This window comes from Pseudoalteromonas sp. GB56, from assembly GCF_054923835.1.
Map to the genome: position 1 here is coordinate 1,820,559 of NZ_JBPCHK010000001.1, position 15,825 is coordinate 1,836,383.

Here is a 15,825-nt window from a genome sequence, read left to right on the forward strand (position 1 = left end):
AGTGAACTATTTTCAATTTAAATCGACCAAATTCACACGTATGCTATTGCCAAAAAGGAGCTATAAATATGGGTTTATTGACTAAACTGGCAGTTCTAGCCATGTTGATTTGTGCGCAGCAGGCTTGGTCCCATCCTCTCGAAGGGAGTTGGCAGTTTGTTTCAGGTGAGTACTTTACTGCATCGGGTAATTTTAAAGCCAAGGCGCCAGAAATTACCTCAACAAAAGTGATAGCAGGAGGACACTTTAATTACGTCACCCTTAAACATGACCAATTTCACTATGCAGCAGGTGGTCGCTATCAAATCATCGACACGCAATTCGTTGAATACATTGACTATGGCAATATTCCAACTTTGCTTGGTAAACGCTTAGCATTCGATTTTGAATTGGTGGGCGATGAATGGCATCACAGACTATACGAACAAGGTAAGCTCATTGAATATGAAATTTGGCGGCGTTTAGAATCACTTGAATAAAAAAAGGCGCTAATGAGCGCCTTTCTTTATGCAGATTGGGCCTCGTTGAAGCCATCATCCATGGGCTTTTTTACGCGGTTACCATCCTCTTGCGCTCTTAGACGCTCTAACTCAGCGGTGGTTTCAGCTAACGTTGTTTCAAGTTCGCTGAGGCGGTTTTGTGCCAATGTTGCACTTTTCGATAGTCGTTCAAGTGTCGCGCTTGAGTTTTGTTTCAAGAAGGTAATTTGTTCTCTTAGACGTTTGTTTTCGTCAATTTGCTCTTGCAAACGCTCGCTGTCGCCATTGTCTGTATTTTCAGGTTGTGCTGTTGCTTGAGGTGCAGGTGCGGTCAGTTGCTCTTGAAGCTCTTTAATCTTTTGTTGTAACTGCTCGTTGCTTGAAGTTAAGCGCTCAATGGTTGAAGCAGAGTTATTTTTCAAGAAACGTACTTGCTCCATTAATTTATCACTGGCTTGCTGTGCTTGCGCTTGTTCGGCTTTTGCAGCTTCAAGTGCCTCGGTTTGAATTTTACTCTGTTCACGCATTTGGCGTAAGTCTTCACGTTGCGTTTCTTGGTGACGTGCAGCAACGGTACTTTGCTCTTTGAGCATCATGTTTTCATTTTTGAGCCTATCAACCAAAGGTTGCTGCTCTTGCAATTGTTGTTGCACTCGCTCAATCTTAACTTCGAGTTCAGCCTTAGCTTGCTGCATTTCGTTGTGCTGTATGGTCAACGCGTCATGCTTTTGCGTCATTGCATCGCGCTCTTGCACGATAGCCGCGATTTCTTGGTCAAAATTATCGATGCGATGTTGCAGTGCTGCCACTTGTTCATCACTACCCGATTGCAACAACTCAACTTGCTTTTGTGCTTTTTCAAGCGCTTTTTGATTACTTGCTAACTCTGCTGCTTGAGTATCGATATGTTTTTGTTTTGCGACGATATCTTCACTGAGCTGCAGAGTTTGAGCAGTTAATTTTTGCTGCTCTTGCTGCAGTGTTTCTGTGCGTTTATCTGCATCTGCTTGGGCGTTATCAAGCTGAGTTTGAGTTTGTGTTAAAAGCTCTTGTTGCTGTGCAAGCTGTGTAGTTTGCTCTTCTATCAGCTGTTTATTGGCCGCAACTTCACTTGTTAGACCTTGATTTTGTTCACTAAGTTGCGTGTTCTCTTGCTGTAAGCTTGCAACTTGTTCATCAACATTAGATTGTGCTCGTTGCAATTGCTCTTGAGCTGCTGTCAATTCTACTTGTTGTTGTTCGAGCTTTTGTGTGTGCTGATCAATCAACTTCTGCCGAGCTATCACATTGTCTGTGAGTTCTTTGTTTTGCTCGCTTAATTTAGCGTTTTGCTGCTGTAGCGTTGAGACTTGCTCATCTAATTGGGCTTGTACACCACTGAGTTGTTCTTTCGCAGTCGCTAATTCTGCTTGTTGCTGTTCTAACTTTTGACTTTGCTCATCAATTTGTTTTTGACGAGCAGTTACTTGTGAGCGCAAATCTTGGTTTTGGTCGTCTAACTCAGTGTTGGCGAGCTGCAATGACGCAACTTGCTCATCAACATTAGACTGCGCACGCTCTAGACGTTCTTTTGCGCTTTGTAATTGATGCAGTTGTTGTTCAATTGTTGCTGTTTGTTCGTCAATTAAGGCTTGTTTGGCGTTAATGTCGTCACTCAGTTGCGCGTTTTGCTGGCCAAGTTGCTGTGTTTCCTGCTGTAGTAGCTCAGCTTGTTGTTGTGCTTGGGTCTGTACTTCGCTGAGTTGTTCTTGGGCCTCGGCTAACAACTGTTGTTGATTGACTAATTGCGCATTTAGCTCATCAATCTGCTGCTGAGATGTCTCTATTGCAGCGTTCGCTTGTGCGTTTTGCTGAGTTAACAATTCACATTGCTGCTGTAACTCGGCCGCCTTGCTATCACCCGACGCCATTGCTTCTTGTGCTTGCTGTTGTGCAGATTCAAGCTGTTGCTGTAACGTGGCCAATTCTTGGGTTTGTGAATTGATATGACTCTCAAAACCTTCGATACGCTCGCTAAGAGTTTGGTTTTGTGATGTCAGCTGTTCACATTGTGCGTTTAGCTCGGTGATTTGCTCGGCACTTTGGCTTTGCTGTTGTTCTGCGGCTTGCTGGGTTTGCTCAAGTTGCTGCTGCTGATCTTGTAATTGCTTAGCTTGCGTTTGCAGTTGTTCATTCGCGTTGGCAACTTGTGCTTTTAGCGATTGATTTTGTTCGTCATACTGGTTGCACTGCAGCTGTAATCGAGCCGTTTTTTCATCGCTGTCTGCAAGGGCACTTTGGACTTCTGCTTGAGCCTCAGCGAGCTGTTGCTGCTGCTGTTCTATTTGCTCGGCTTGGGCCTGGATCTGCTCTGTAGAGCTAGCAACTTGATCGTTCAGGGACTGATTTTTCAGCTCAAATTCATTGCATTGCTGTTCGAGCTTTGCCGCTTTATCGTTGCTTTGTGCAAGGGCCTGTTGGGCATCAGCTTGTGTTTGCTCAAGTAAATTTTGCTGCGTTTCTAATTGCTCAGCCTGGAGCTTGATTTGCTCATTGGCACTCGTAACCTGTTCACTAAGAGACTGATTGTGTTCCGTGAGCTCATTGCATTTTTGCTGTAATTCGGCTGTTTTCGCGCCGCTATCTGACAATGCATCTTCAAGTTGTTTACTAGAGGCTGCAAGTGCTTGCTCTTGCTCTCTGAGCAGCTGGGTTTGTTGCTCTAACTGATGTTGAGCTGCACTGATTTTTTCATTCAGGGATTGGTTTTGTGCAACGAGTTCATTGCACTGTTGTTGCAATGCTGCGCTTTGTTCGCTGCCGTCACTCAATGCTTTGTCTAGCTGCTCTTTTAGCGTGGAGAGCTGTTGTTGTTGCTGTTCCAACTGTTCAGTCTGACCGACAATTTTGAGTTGTGATTCACTCATTTGTTGGTTAAGCGTGAGGTTTTGAGTGCTCAACTGCTCACATTGTTGTTGCAAAGAAGCAGTCTTTAATTCGCTTTCCGCAAGGGCGGTAACAAGTTGGTCTTTAGCAGCCGTCAATTCTTGTTGACGTTGCTCTAACTCTTGTGCTTGTGCAGTAAGTTGTTGCTGGGATTCATTAATTTGCTTGTTAAGCGTTTCGTTTTGGGCTGCTAATTCATCACATTGCTGCTGCAATGCAGCCACTTGGGTGTCGCTGTTGGCAAGCGCGTTTTCAAGCTGTTGTTTGGTGTCATCAAGTTGTTGGCGTTGTTGTTCTAATTCTCGTTCTTGATTTTCGAGAAGTTGTTGTGATTGCGTAACTTGATTGGCTAACTCATGCTTTTGCTCTGCAAGTTCAGAACATTGCTGTTGCAATTGAGTTGCTTTATCGTCGCTGTCGGCAAGGGCCGTTTCTAACTGTTGTTGTGCGGTTTCAAGCTGTTGTTGGCGCTGTTCTAACTCTTGCTCTTGCGCTGAAAGTTGTTGCTCAGTTTTATTTACCTGTTCACTGAGCGCTTTATTTTGCTCTTCTAACTGTTCACATTTTTGCGACAGGTCAGCGGTTTTACTTTCACTTTCTGCTTTGGCGTTGGCTACGAGTTCTTGAGCATTAGATAAGTTTGCTTGCTGTTCTTGAAGCTGCTCAGCTTGCGTGTCGATTTGCGTTTGGCGTGCTTCAACACGCTCTAATAGTTCTTGGTTTTGCTGCACAATCGCATCGTATTTTTCTTGAAGATCTTCAAGGTTTTTAACGGCGACATGTTCAGCTTGAATAACTTTTTGTAAATGAGCTTGTACAGGCTCTAATTGTGCTCTTGCATAGGCTTCACTTTGCGCTTTGAAGGCATCCATGAATTGATCAGAGAACTGCATATCTGGATTAGGTTGGAATCCAGCGCCAGGATTAGGAGGTGGTGCAAAGCTGCCCTGAGTTGGGGGTGGTGCAGCTTGTTGTGTAGGAGCAGGTTGAGGTGCTTCTTGGGGGCGAACTGATCTATCTTCACTTCGCCATAATCGATAATGCTCAAGGACTTGCGAGCGATCGCCATCATAACGCTGTAGAATTTTTTCTAGCGTAATTGGTGTTCCCGCTCTGTGAAGTTCATCACAGATCGCCTTAATCTCACTATACTGAGCCATCAACCTATCCTCCCAACAGATATTTAGGATAGCATTAAAACTGCCAGTGAACAGCTTTTCTAATAAAAAAATTCGAGCTGTTTAATGGGTAGCAGCTAATAAGTACTATTTTAGTTGTAGTTTTGTCCCTAAAGGTGCTGTTTCTATCATACTACGTTAAATCGGGCTCACACAATGCTAACAATTGATTTAAATGAAAATAAACAACTAGTTATTGTTCAAACGCAAAAAACTAAAGTTAAACCCTCACATTTACTGATAAAAGTGTACGCCAGTGGCGTCAATCGTGCTGATTTATTGCAACGAAAAGGACAATATCCTGCACCAGCGGGTGACAGTGATATTCTTGGTTTGGAAGTCGCGGGGGTTGTTGAAGAAACCGGCGAAGGTGTGAGCCAAGACTGGGTTGGGAAACGGGTGATGGCCTTGTGCGCAGGTGGTGGATACAGTGAGTATGTAAGTGTTGATGTTGGTCACTGTATTGAAATACCAGAAAGTTATTCTTTTATTCAAGGGGCTGGCTTTTGTGAGGTATTTTTTACAGCCTATGATGCGCTGCTGCAATATCCTAATTTTGGCGCACAACATACCTTACTTGTTCACGCCGGTGCCAGTGGTGTTGGCACAGCCGCGATTACACTTGCCAAGGCACTTGGAGCTAAGGTTGTTGCCACTGTTGGCTCTGAAGTTAAGCGCAAGGCTTGTGAGCAATTGGGTGCAGATTTGGTGGTGAATTACCGAACTCACGACTGGGTTGATGTTATGCGTGAAGCAGGCATCTCTGCGGACGTGATTATCGACCCCATTGCCGGTGAATATTTGAATCGCGATTTAAACGTTATTGCTAAAGATGGACGAATTGTTGTCTTGGCTATGCTGGGCGGTCGTTTTAGTGAACAGTTCGACACCGCTAAGCTGTTGCTTAAGCGCGTGCATTTGATTGGCTCAACGTTGAGAAATCGCAGCCATGCTTACAAGTCAGAATTGGTTAGGCAGTTGCAATCGCAAATGGGTGAGCACATAAAACAGGGTCACTTACAACCTGTGATTGATTCTGTGTTCCCTTGGCAGCAGGCAGAGCAAGCGCATCAACGCTTGGAAAATAATGACAATATAGGCAAAGTCATTTTGACCCATGATTAAGTTTGCACACAAGTACCTCGGGTTTGCATACATCGATACAGTGCCTAGGAACACTTGTTAAAACAGTTGAATTTACGTAGCGTTTTTATCAATTAAGACGCTTTGTTGCCATTGGCTTGGCTTTTTGTCAGTGCGGTGAATGCAGCCCGGCCAACAACAAGGACGTTTTTTGCCTCTGAGCAAATCTTCGCTTGTCCTGCCGATACGCTTAATCCGTGTCTTTTCTTGTTTGGCGTTGTCAATCCAGCAAATGTATTCATTTCGGCTAATGGCAGTCAGTGACTCCCAGTTATCAATGAGATTTTTGTCTGTAAGTTCATCGGCTAAATCGGCGGGCATGTCATGAACCAGCCCACCTGAGAGTGTGATTGCCATCTTTATTCCCTTATGCGCATAGCAAGGTGTTGCAAAGACATGGTGCTTAGTCTTTGCAACTTACTTGTACACTTTAGTGTTATTTGATAGCAAACAGGCAAAAAAAAGGCCAGCATTTGCTGGCCTTTATCAATGTGTTTACATGACTCGCATGCCAGGCTTAGCGCCTTCATTTGGCTCAAGGATGTAAATTTCGTCTTTGCCAGGACCCGCAGCCAGTACCATGCCTTCAGATAATCCAAAGCGCATCTTACGTGGTTTAAGGTTTGCAACCATTACAGTGTGTTTACCGATAAGCTGCTCTGGTGAGTACGCTGATTTGATACCTGCAAACACTTGACGTTGTGAACCACCGAGGTCCAGTGTCAGCTTTAATAGCTTGTCTGCTTTTTCAACGTGCTCTGCGTTAATGATTTTGGCAACGCGCAGATCAACCTTGGCAAAATCGTCGAATTCGATTTCATCTGCAATTGGATCTTTTCTAATTCACCATTGGATTCTACAGCAACAGCTTGGCTTTGTGGCGCAAGACTCTCTTTAGATTCTTCGAGCATCGCGTTCACTTTATCCATTTCAACACGCTGCATTAGCGCTTTGAATTTATTGATTGGGTGGCCAAGTAAAGGCGTCGCCACTGTATTCCACGCAAGCTCGTCGTTTAAAAACTCACTTACGTTTGCAGCCATACCCGGAAGAATAGGGCGAAGATAGGTCATTAACACTTTAAATAGATTTAGGCCCACACTGCACACTTGATGCGCTTGCTCTAGCGTGCTTTCGTCTTTAGCGAGTACCCAAGGTGCTTTGGCGTCAATGTATTGGTTTGCTTTATCGGCAAGGGCCATGATCTCACGCACTGCACGAGAATATTCTCGGTTTTCGTAGTGCGTAGCAATGCTATCGCGCGCCGCTGCGAACTCAGATATCAGCTCAGGCTCAGCATTGATGGTACTTAGCTTGCCGTCAAATTTCTTTGTGATAAAGCCTGCACAACGGCTGGCGATATTAACCACTTTACCCACAAGGTCTGAATTCACTCGTTGAGCAAAGTCTTCGAGGTTTAAATCTAAATCAGTAATGCCACTGTTTAACTTCGCTGCAAAGTAGTAGCGAAGGTACTCAGGGTTTAAGTGCTCAAGGTAAGTGCGCGCTTTAATAAAGGTGCCTTTAGACTTTGACATTTTAGCGCCGTTTACAGTCACGAAGCCATGGGCAAATACATTCGTGGGCTTTCTAAATCCGGCGCCTTCAAGCATGGCTGGCCAAAATAGGCTGTGGAAGTAGATGATATCTTTACCGATAAAATGATAAAGCTCCGCATCAGAATCCTGTGACCAAAACGCATCGAAATCGATGCCAGACTTGTCACATAAATTTTTGAAGCTCGCCATGTAGCCGATTGGCGCATCTAGCCACACATAGAAATATTTGCCTGGGGCACCTGGAATTTCAAAACCAAAATACGGCGCATCGCGGCTGATATCCCATTGTTGTAGACCGTCTGCAAACCATTCGTCTAGCTTATTTGCCATCTCTTCTTGGATTGAGCCTGAACGTAGCCACTCTTTAAGCATGCCTTCAAATGCAGGCAAGTCGAAGAAGTAGTGCTCTGAATCACGTAATACAGGGGTTGCTCCTGACATCGCAGAACGCGGCGACTTTAGCTCAGTAGGTGAGTAGGTCGCACCGCAGACGTCACAGCTGTCACCATTTTGATCTTCAGCACCACAGCTTGGGCACGTACCTGTCACGAAGCGATCCGGTAAGAAAATTTCTTTTTCCGGGTCGAACAACTGCGAAATTGTGCGCTTTTTGATGTAACCGCCGTCGTTAAGGCGATTGTAGATCAGTTCACTGAGTGCTTTATTTTCATCAGAGTGAGTGCTGTGGTAGTTGTCGAACTCAATGTTGAAATCAGCAAAATCGCGCTGGCGCTCAACACTTACATTGGCGACCATTTGTTCAGGTGTAATGCCTTGTTTTTGGGCGTTAAGCATGATTGGCGTGCCATGCGCGTCATCGGCGCAAACATAGTAAGCTTCATTACCCTGCGATTTTTGAAAGCGTGCCCATATATCCGTTTGAATATATTCAAGTAAGTGACCTAGATGTGTTGGGCCATTTGCATAAGGCAATGCGCTTGTTATGAGAATTTTTCTCTTAGCCATAAAGTGCTCATTCCATCTCAGATAGGATTTCCCGAATAACTAAACTCAGCACGTGAATTCACTGCGAAGTTTACTTACCTTGGGTGAATAGACTGGTGTTAATGCCCCGAATGTTACATAATTTGGCGGCACATTTCATTACGCTTCTTTAATTATTTACGCAGTTACTATGTTTGGATTTGGCTCAGGTAAAAAACCGTCTTTGTTTTCAAAACAAACTTCTGAAAAATGGCAGGTTCAGTTTCAACAGCAACTGCTTCAATATCGCAGTGCCGCATTGCCCGTAGGTGTGCCGCAAAGCGCCGTACAGGCAACAAGTTCTGAGTCTGAATGTCATTTACTGATGCCATTTGCTTGTGCGCAAGAAGCGCCCAGTATTAGCGCTTATCTTTCCCAGAAACTGGGCCGTGAAGTCAGTGTCACAATCGATGTGGCTATCAATGAAACCCCTCGATTTGGCCACGTTAAGCACATTATTCTAGTAGCCTCTGGTAAAGGTGGCGTCGGCAAATCAACGTGTGCGGTGAATCTGGCTTATGCACTGCGTCATGAAGGCGCCAAAGTGGGTATTTTAGACGCGGACATCTATGGTCCCTCAATTCCTTTACTACTTGGGTTGCAAGGACAAAGACCTCAGGCGCTTGATGACAACACCTTGATGCCAATGCAAGCGAATGAATTAAGTGCGCAATCTATCGGCTTTTTAGTTGACCCTGAGGATGCCACGGTATGGCGTGGGCCGATGGCATCACAAGCTTTGATGCAACTATTAAATGAAACCCAATGGGGCGAATTGGATTACCTCATTGTAGACATGCCACCAGGAACGGGCGATATTCAACTGACTATGTCGCAAAAAGTACCGGCATCAGGCGCGGTGATTATCACCACGCCACAAGATTTAGCGCTTGCAGACGCCCAAAAGGGTGTTGCGATGTTTAATAAGGTGAACGTGCCTATTATTGGTTTGATAGAAAACATGAGCCAATTTGAATGTCCTCATTGTCATCAATCTAGCCCTATTTTCGGACAAGATGGTGCAATGAAGTTATCACAACGTTATGGCGTGCCTATTTTGGCTGAATTACCGCTTTCTATGGAAATCAGGATAAGTTCTGAACAAGGCAGTGATCTTCATAACCAACACCCTCATATCGCAGAACACTTTGCCCAGGCAGCACGGTTGTGCGCCAGTCAAATTTATTATCAATACAGCGCTACTCAAAGCGTTGAAATCATTTTTACGGACGATTAATCATGCGTTTATCAGATACCCATATAAAAGAATACTTACGCTCACAGCGCATTGTTATTACCCCAGAACCCAGTGAGCAAATGATTTCTGGTGTCAGTGTTGACTTGCGATTAGGTGACAAGTTTCGGGTATTCCAAGATCATTGTGCGCCATACGTTGACCTGAGCGGCCCTAAAGAGCAACTTAACGCCGCGATGGAATCAATCATGAGCGATGAAATTGTAATCGCCGACGGTGACGCCTTTTTCCTGCACCCTGGCGAACTGGCTCTGGCAATGACCTATGAGTCGGTAACGCTGCCAGCAGATATTGTTGGCTGGTTGGATGGTCGCTCTTCCTTAGCAAGATTAGGTTTGATGGTGCATGTAACAGCGCACCGAATCGACCCAGGTTGGTCCGGTAATATCGTACTGGAATTTTACAATTCTGGTAAATTGCCATTGGCATTGCGTCCAAATATGAAAATTGGCGCTCTGAGCTTTGAGACCTTGTCTAGTCCTGCTGAGAAACCTTACAACGCCCGTGTTGATGCGAAATACAAAGGTCAAAATAGTGCATTAGCCAGTCGAATAGGCGACGAAGGCGAGCAATAAAAGACCCTTTATAGGGAACATTATTGGACAAACTATCTAGCTCCCCCATACTTTAGGAAACTCTAAAGGAGGTTGCCGGATGCAGCTGTTTGGACGAAGGCCAGACTATTTTCAACTTATCTTGATAATGTTTGTGTGTGTAAGCGTTTTGCTTGGCACACACACCTTCGCCAATGAACAATCACCTGTTACTGCACACTTGTTTTCGAGTCCTCAACGCATTGGGCTCGCAGACGCCGTTCAAAAAGACTTTTCCTTTTCACCAATCTTGCAGCAAAATGACGTTATGCTGCTGCACCCTGACTCAGAATATTGGTTCAAAATCGAGCTTAAGCCGAGTCAATGCCAAGGCCAAGTATGTTATATCCAATCTCTCAATCCATCTTTGTTACACGTCAACTATTATGCTTTCTTAAATAACCAGCTCGTGTCTGATTCTGCAAGTGGAAGTATGTCTGCAGAATCTCTACGTCATTTGGGCGCCTCGATGCCGATAACAGGTAACGAAACGCTCACCGTGTACGTCAATATTCGCAGTGAACGCATGGCCTATTTTAGTTTTGACTACTTAGATGACTTAGCGTTTCACGCAAGACAGCAAGAGCAATGGTTACTGTGGTTTGCATTTGTGGGCTTGATGTCTGGGTTTTTAATTTATTGCGCGGCGATGTGTATTGCTTATCGGGCTTCCGTCTATGGCTTCTTCGCGCTTTATATAGCAAGCTCTTCGCTATTGTTACTTGTGCAAACGGGGGTAACCAAGCTCATTTTTCCCTATATGTTGCACTCGTTCTTGCTGCAGTATATTGGCTTGTTAGGGAGTTTAGCCGGTGTTTCTATCCTGTTGTTTTTATCTCGCGTTTTACGTATCGAGCGCCACCATCGAACCTACTTCCACATCGTTAAAGGCTTACTGATTGGTTGTTGCTTATTTGCGGTTAGTTCTCTGTTCATTCCCATTTCCATGCAAATGGGAGCGATGCGCGTTCTGGTAGGGGTTATCCTCCTTGTCGCTATTACGTTAAGCGCCAAGAGCAAGTACGACGAGCATCGAGATTGGTTTCTATTTTTTAGTTGGTTCCCATACATTGCTGCATACGCAGCAATGATGTGGTTGTTAGCTGCACCTTACGCCTACGGCATTTATATACATGCCATGTTTGCAGCGGCGACAATGGCAAATTGCATTCTTATTGGTATTGATTTCACCATTCGTGAGCGCAGAGCACTGAACAAACATAGAAAGCAGGTATATTGGGATAAAGGGACGGGGTTACCGAATAAGCAGCTCTTTTACAAGGCGTTGCATACAATCCAACCTCAGAGTCTTACTCTAATTATGTTTAAACCCAAGGGGTTGGTAGAAGCGAGAGCAAATTTTGGCATCGAACATTCTGACACTTACATAATGAAATTGATTTGCCAAACCGAAACAATGCTCGAAGGTTTACCTGTTGTGGCTCTCACACAAGAGCATGTAATTTGTCGATTCAGTGATGATATCTTCGCATTAGCTCTTGATGGTGAGCTGGAGATTAGCACGATTGAGCAAACTGTTTGCGTCATAAATGCAGCATTTAATGAAGGTGTATCTATTGATAATACCCACCTTATCGACCAAGTTGATTTTGGCGTTGCCAACATTCCAATCCATACCAGCTCTAAGCAACAGCTTGTGCGATTTGCAATGCAAGCACTTTACCGAGATAAAAATAATAGTCAGCGTTGGCATATGTACTCGCCAGAAGATTGTATTCGCTCACAAAAAAGATTGAGTTTAGCGTCAGACTTGCGTGTTGCATTAGATCAAGAACAATTTGAAATTTACCTTCAACCTCAAATAGAACTGTCATCGCAAAAGGTCTTTGGTGCCGAAGTATTAATCCGTTGGAAGCACCCAGACAAAGGCATGATTAGCCCTGTAGAATTTATACCCATTGCTGAGTCTGCTGGTTTGATTACAGAAATCACCGAATGGGTTATTACTGAGGCCGTCAAAACGCAATCTCGTATACTGGAACATCGTCAATCACATATGATGTCAATTAACATTTCCGGGCGTGATCTTTCCAGCCACTCTTTGCCTTCTCATATTCTTAGTGTGCTGCAAGAATATGGTGTGCCACCGAGTAGCATTATGCTCGAACTTACTGAATCGTCTACGATCGAGGGGAAGAAGAGCGCGATTAGTATATTAAATGAATTTAGGCAGGTTGGGGTGCAAATCGCCATTGACGATTTTGGTACAGGTTATTCATCCTTGGCGTATCTCAGTTACCTTGGTTTTAATGAGCTGAAAATTGATAAGCAGTTCGTTAGTAATATTGCTAATTCACCCAAAGATCAGTCGATTTGTCAGTCTACTTGTGAGCTCGCCCAAAGCCTACAAGCGACGGTTGTTGCTGAAGGGATAGAAAATGTTGTCGAGGCTCAATATATGGCGGGTTACGGTTGTCAGCTAGGACAAGGTTACTATTTTGCCAAGCCTATGCCGGTGGAAGATTATTATGATTGGGTCAATTTGGACCACGACTTTGGCTTATTGAGCGTCCTAAAGTCGAAAAATATTGGTTAAAACACTTGGCCATTTCCTGTGCTTCAAGGGCGTTGGGATATGCGCCTAGCTTCGCCAATTCACTTTGTTTGGTGCCACTGACCAAGTATTGATTTTTGATTGTTTGACTTTGAACATAATGCTCAAACGCACGCGCACTTAATTCCTCTGGCATGGCAAAGTAAAACTGCTTTGCACCCGCGTCTAACTTTGAACAGCGCCTGACAAATTCTGAAGGTTGGGCCAGCGAGGAGTCTAAAAACAATTTAGCAAAGAGTGTCAGCAAAGGTTGGTTGACTGGGTGTTCGTTAACATCATTGCGCGTTAACCACAATTTGCTCGCGAAATCTTTGGAACGCACTTTTCCCGTAAATAAAAACGGGCAAATGTAGTGATCAAATGCATGCCACCATTCATGGGCTAAGGCGCCGCTGCCAGCGTGCTTAGCAAGTGCCAAAGTACGCGTAGCACCGTGATAGTGGGCTTGCACACCCAACTGACCGCCTTGACCGAACGCAAGAGTCAGGGTTTGTCGTAAACCAATCACCTCAGGGGGGATTGCTAAAATTTGCGTTAAGTCTGCAAGTGCATCATAGATCAGATTCGCAGCGCGCTGACGTTCTTCAGTATTAACCCATTTACCCACACTAATTGCTTTGAGGCCAAAGGTGGCGCGTACCTCTGAGAAATCCGCATCGACCCCGAAACGATAATCAGGGCCCTTGCGATATTTATCGGCCATTAAACCTGTCATAGCTCATAACGACTTTTAACATGCTCAGGCATGTGCTGAGTTTGCACTTCAACAAAGCCATCGAGTAATTTGAACAGTGGCTTGGTGTCCAATGCCTCAAGCTGATGTAGGCAGTATGCGGTGGCTTCTAACGTGGACAAGCTGTTTTCTCTATTGGCTTTGCGAATACGATAGCGACTTTGCGGTGCATGCTCGAAGCTAATCGCTGTTAACGCATGGAGCCAAGGATTCTGTTGCCATAACTTGTGTACTTTGCTCCATGTACCATCTAAGACAATTATATGCTTAATGTTCGACTTCTCACTTTGGTTCAAAGTTTCTATATGTTGGGCGGTTTGGCTTGGATACAACACCGCGCATTGTGAAGCGTCTAAGGCAGTAACTTGGCTAAAGTCGTTCGGCATTTCGCCAATACAAATATGCGCATTTTTTAACGCAAGTTGTAATAAAGGCGTGGTACTTTTAGCCTGAGATACTTCGTGAGGGTGCTGCAGAATCCAAACACTAATTTGGTTGTTCACACTCTGAACAAAACGACATACACAGCAGGTAATTGGGTACTGGCACTGTGAACAAAGTGGGCGAGCCATGGATTGAGCCTAGATTATTGCATGGTGTAGTACATTGTAATGGTTTTAGTTATTTGCTCCAAGGTATCCATTTGCTATTCTCAATAAATACAAGTGAATAAATGAACGTAGGAAGTGCTCTGTATGGAAATTAAAATTGATGGTTCGGCATTGGAAGCGATGCAAGGATTACTGGGTGATCAGTTTGAAGATACATTGGAGTTTTGCTTCAGCGAGTTTTCACGATTACACAATGCATTTGAACAAAGTTTAGATAGCGATCAAAGTGAAGCGATAAGAAGTGTTCACAGTTTGAAATCTAATGCAGCACAATTTGGTGCAACAACACTTGCAGACACAGCGCGGGAAATTGAACTAGGTCTTAGCAAAGGTGAGCACCAACATCTAAAACCGTTTATTGACGCCTTGCCAGCAACAATAGAAATGAGCATCGAGCGCATGAAGCAATGGCAACAACAAAGTTGAAATAAATTCATTGATAACCGTTCGTTGTGTATAGCATTTTTGCCCTTGGACCGATAATCTAGCGGAACAACAATCACAAGGGTTAAAGCATGTCAGAAATACTCAAAAGCCAGAAGTTGCACGGCGTTTGTTACGATATTCGTGGGCCAGTTCTTCGCGCGGCCAAAGCAATGGAAGACGAGGGCCAAAAGGTTCTCAAACTGAATATCGGTAACCCTGCCGCCTTCGGCTTTGATATGCCAGAAGACATGCACAAAGACATCATCCGCAACCTTAGTTCCGCACAAGGTTATTGTGATTCAAAAGGCCTGTATTCAGCACGAGTAGCTGTATATCAACATTACCAACAACGCGGTCTGCACAATTTAAGCATCGACAACATCTTTATCGGTAACGGTGTGAGTGAGCTTATCCAAATGGTGACACAAGCGCTGGTAAATAATGATGATGAAATTCTGATCCCTTCCCCTGACTACCCGTTGTGGAGTGCCTGTGTCACACTCGCTGGTGGCAAAGCGGTTCATTATCGTTGTGATGAAGAACAAGATTGGTTTCCTGATATCGACGATATTCGCAGTAAAATTACGTCTCGAACCAAAGCTCTGGTGCTTATTAACCCAAACAACCCGACCGGAGCGGTATACAGCACGGCGCTGCTGCATGAGCTTATTACGCTTGCCCGTGAGCACAACTTATTGCTGCTAAGTGACGAAATCTACGAAAAAATTCTTTATGACGACACCCCGCATTGCTCGATAGCCTCGTTGTGCGATGATGTGCCCGTGATCACCTTCAATGGCCTGGCGAAAACATACCGAGCTGCGGGGTTACGTATCGGCTGGATGGTCTTGAGTGGGCCAACTAACCGCATGAGTGATCTCATTCAAGGTTTGGACATGTTGGCATCCATGCGCCTATGTGCAAACGTGCCGTCACAGTACGCAGTGCAACAGGCGCTAGGTGGCGTGCAGTCCATTGATGCATTAATTCAACCCGGCGGGCGGCTGTATGAACAACGAAACATCGCTTGGAAAGGGCTAAATGACATTGAGGGCATTAGTTGCGTCAAGCCAAAAGGTGCCTTATATGGTTTTGCTAAGGTCGATACCCAACGATTCAACATTACCAATGATGAAACCATGGTTCTGGACTTACTTAAGCAAGAGAAAATTTTGCTTGTTCATGGTCGTGGTTTTAATTGGCCTGAACCTGACCACTTCAGAATCGTGTTTTTACCACATAAAGATGAGCTAGCGCCTGCTATGCAGCGAATAGGGCGATTTTTTGACCGCTATAAGCAAGCTTAACTACCTCGTGAAATCTGGAGAGGGCACACTGTGTTAACGTGGCTGTGTGCGGCTTTA

Annotated in this window: 11 protein-coding genes and 1 pseudogene; 7 read left to right on the forward strand and 5 right to left on the reverse strand. The window is 44.6% G+C overall.

Translation table 11 applies throughout. From position 1 onward, the window contains the following. The first annotated feature begins 68 nt into the window (after window positions 1-68). The gene (locus tag ACH19P_RS08660) at window positions 69-479 is read left to right on the forward strand and encodes a hypothetical protein (RefSeq protein ID WP_462158188.1); all 411 of its coding nucleotides are present in this window, start codon (window positions 69-71) and stop codon (window positions 477-479) included. Window positions 480-505: 26 nt separating this feature from the next. Here ACH19P_RS08660 and ACH19P_RS08665 read toward each other — a convergent pair whose 3' ends face one another. Then, entirely contained in the window at window positions 506-4,564 is a 4,059-nt protein-coding gene (locus tag ACH19P_RS08665; RefSeq protein ID WP_462158189.1) for a hypothetical protein, read from the reverse strand. A 174-nt stretch (window positions 4,565-4,738) separates the two neighbouring features. On the opposite strand from ACH19P_RS08665, the gene ACH19P_RS08670 reads away from it, so the two are divergent. After that, window positions 4,739-5,707 carry an NAD(P)H-quinone oxidoreductase gene (locus ACH19P_RS08670; RefSeq protein ID WP_462158190.1) on the forward strand — a complete coding sequence of 323 codons (969 nt, stop codon included), beginning with the start codon at window positions 4,739-4,741 and terminating at the stop codon, window positions 5,705-5,707. Between the two features lie 72 nt (window positions 5,708-5,779). On the opposite strand, the gene ACH19P_RS08675 is transcribed toward ACH19P_RS08670, so the two are convergent. Then, a complete protein-coding gene (locus ACH19P_RS08675; RefSeq protein ID WP_462158191.1) occupies window positions 5,780-6,082 on the reverse strand; it encodes a YdeI/OmpD-associated family protein in 303 nt (100 codons plus the stop codon). A gap of 138 nt (window positions 6,083-6,220) precedes the next feature. Further along, window positions 6,221-8,250 (reverse strand): annotated as a pseudogene (gene metG / locus ACH19P_RS08680) (methionine--tRNA ligase). A 169-nt stretch (window positions 8,251-8,419) separates the two neighbouring features. Here metG and apbC point away from each other — a divergent pair. From apbC to ACH19P_RS08695, 3 genes are all read left to right on the forward strand, one after another. Beyond that, window positions 8,420-9,505 carry an iron-sulfur cluster carrier protein ApbC gene (apbC, locus tag ACH19P_RS08685; RefSeq protein WP_462158192.1) on the forward strand — a complete coding sequence of 362 codons (1,086 nt, stop codon included), beginning with the start codon at window positions 8,420-8,422 and terminating at the stop codon, window positions 9,503-9,505. Between the two features lie 2 nt (window positions 9,506-9,507). Continuing rightward, window positions 9,508-10,098 (forward strand): dCTP deaminase, encoded by a 591-nt coding sequence (gene dcd, locus ACH19P_RS08690; RefSeq protein ID WP_462158193.1) that lies wholly within the window; start codon window positions 9,508-9,510, stop codon window positions 10,096-10,098. 79 nt (window positions 10,099-10,177) lie between these two features. After that, window positions 10,178-12,673, forward strand: coding sequence for an EAL domain-containing protein (locus ACH19P_RS08695; protein WP_462158194.1), 2,496 nt, complete (start codon window positions 10,178-10,180; stop codon window positions 12,671-12,673). On the opposite strand, the gene ACH19P_RS08700 is transcribed toward ACH19P_RS08695, so the two are convergent. After that, the gene (locus ACH19P_RS08700) at window positions 12,615-13,394 is read right to left on the reverse strand and encodes a CLCA_X family protein (protein WP_462158195.1); all 780 of its coding nucleotides are present in this window, start codon (window positions 13,392-13,394) and stop codon (window positions 12,615-12,617) included. The two genes, ACH19P_RS08695 and ACH19P_RS08700, sit on opposite strands and share 59 nt — an antisense overlap. 8 nt (window positions 13,395-13,402) lie before the next feature. Beyond that, window positions 13,403-13,996, reverse strand: a complete 594-nt coding sequence (locus tag ACH19P_RS08705; protein WP_462158196.1) for a tRNA-uridine aminocarboxypropyltransferase — start codon at window positions 13,994-13,996, stop codon at window positions 13,403-13,405. 123 nt (window positions 13,997-14,119) lie between these two features. On the opposite strand from ACH19P_RS08705, the gene ACH19P_RS08710 reads away from it, so the two are divergent. Then, on the forward strand, window positions 14,120-14,461 hold the full coding sequence (locus tag ACH19P_RS08710) for an Hpt domain-containing protein (RefSeq protein WP_462158197.1): 342 nt from the start codon (window positions 14,120-14,122) through the stop codon (window positions 14,459-14,461). Window positions 14,462-14,550: 89 nt separating this feature from the next. Continuing rightward, window positions 14,551-15,768, forward strand: a complete 1,218-nt coding sequence (locus ACH19P_RS08715; RefSeq protein ID WP_462158198.1) for a pyridoxal phosphate-dependent aminotransferase — start codon at window positions 14,551-14,553, stop codon at window positions 15,766-15,768. Window positions 15,769-15,825 lie beyond the last annotated feature (57 nt).

Coding starts and splice junctions, on each gene's coding strand:
- ACH19P_RS08660 (WP_462158188.1), top strand. CDS start 69: ATGGGTTTATTGACTAAACTGGCAGTTCTAGCCATGTTGATTTGTGCG.
- ACH19P_RS08665 (WP_462158189.1), bottom strand. CDS start 4,564: ATGGCTCAGTATAGTGAGATTAAGGCGATCTGTGATGAACTTCACAGA.
- ACH19P_RS08670 (WP_462158190.1), top strand. CDS start 4,739: ATGCTAACAATTGATTTAAATGAAAATAAACAACTAGTTATTGTTCAA.
- ACH19P_RS08675 (WP_462158191.1), bottom strand. CDS start 6,082: ATGGCAATCACACTCTCAGGTGGGCTGGTTCATGACATGCCCGCCGAT.
- apbC (WP_462158192.1), top strand. CDS start 8,420: ATGTTTGGATTTGGCTCAGGTAAAAAACCGTCTTTGTTTTCAAAACAA.
- dcd (WP_462158193.1), top strand. CDS start 9,508: ATGCGTTTATCAGATACCCATATAAAAGAATACTTACGCTCACAGCGC.
- ACH19P_RS08695 (WP_462158194.1), top strand. CDS start 10,178: ATGCAGCTGTTTGGACGAAGGCCAGACTATTTTCAACTTATCTTGATA.
- ACH19P_RS08700 (WP_462158195.1), bottom strand. CDS start 13,394: ATGGCCGATAAATATCGCAAGGGCCCTGATTATCGTTTCGGGGTCGAT.
- ACH19P_RS08705 (WP_462158196.1), bottom strand. CDS start 13,996: ATGGCTCGCCCACTTTGTTCACAGTGCCAGTACCCAATTACCTGCTGT.
- ACH19P_RS08710 (WP_462158197.1), top strand. CDS start 14,120: ATGGAAATTAAAATTGATGGTTCGGCATTGGAAGCGATGCAAGGATTA.
- ACH19P_RS08715 (WP_462158198.1), top strand. CDS start 14,551: ATGTCAGAAATACTCAAAAGCCAGAAGTTGCACGGCGTTTGTTACGAT.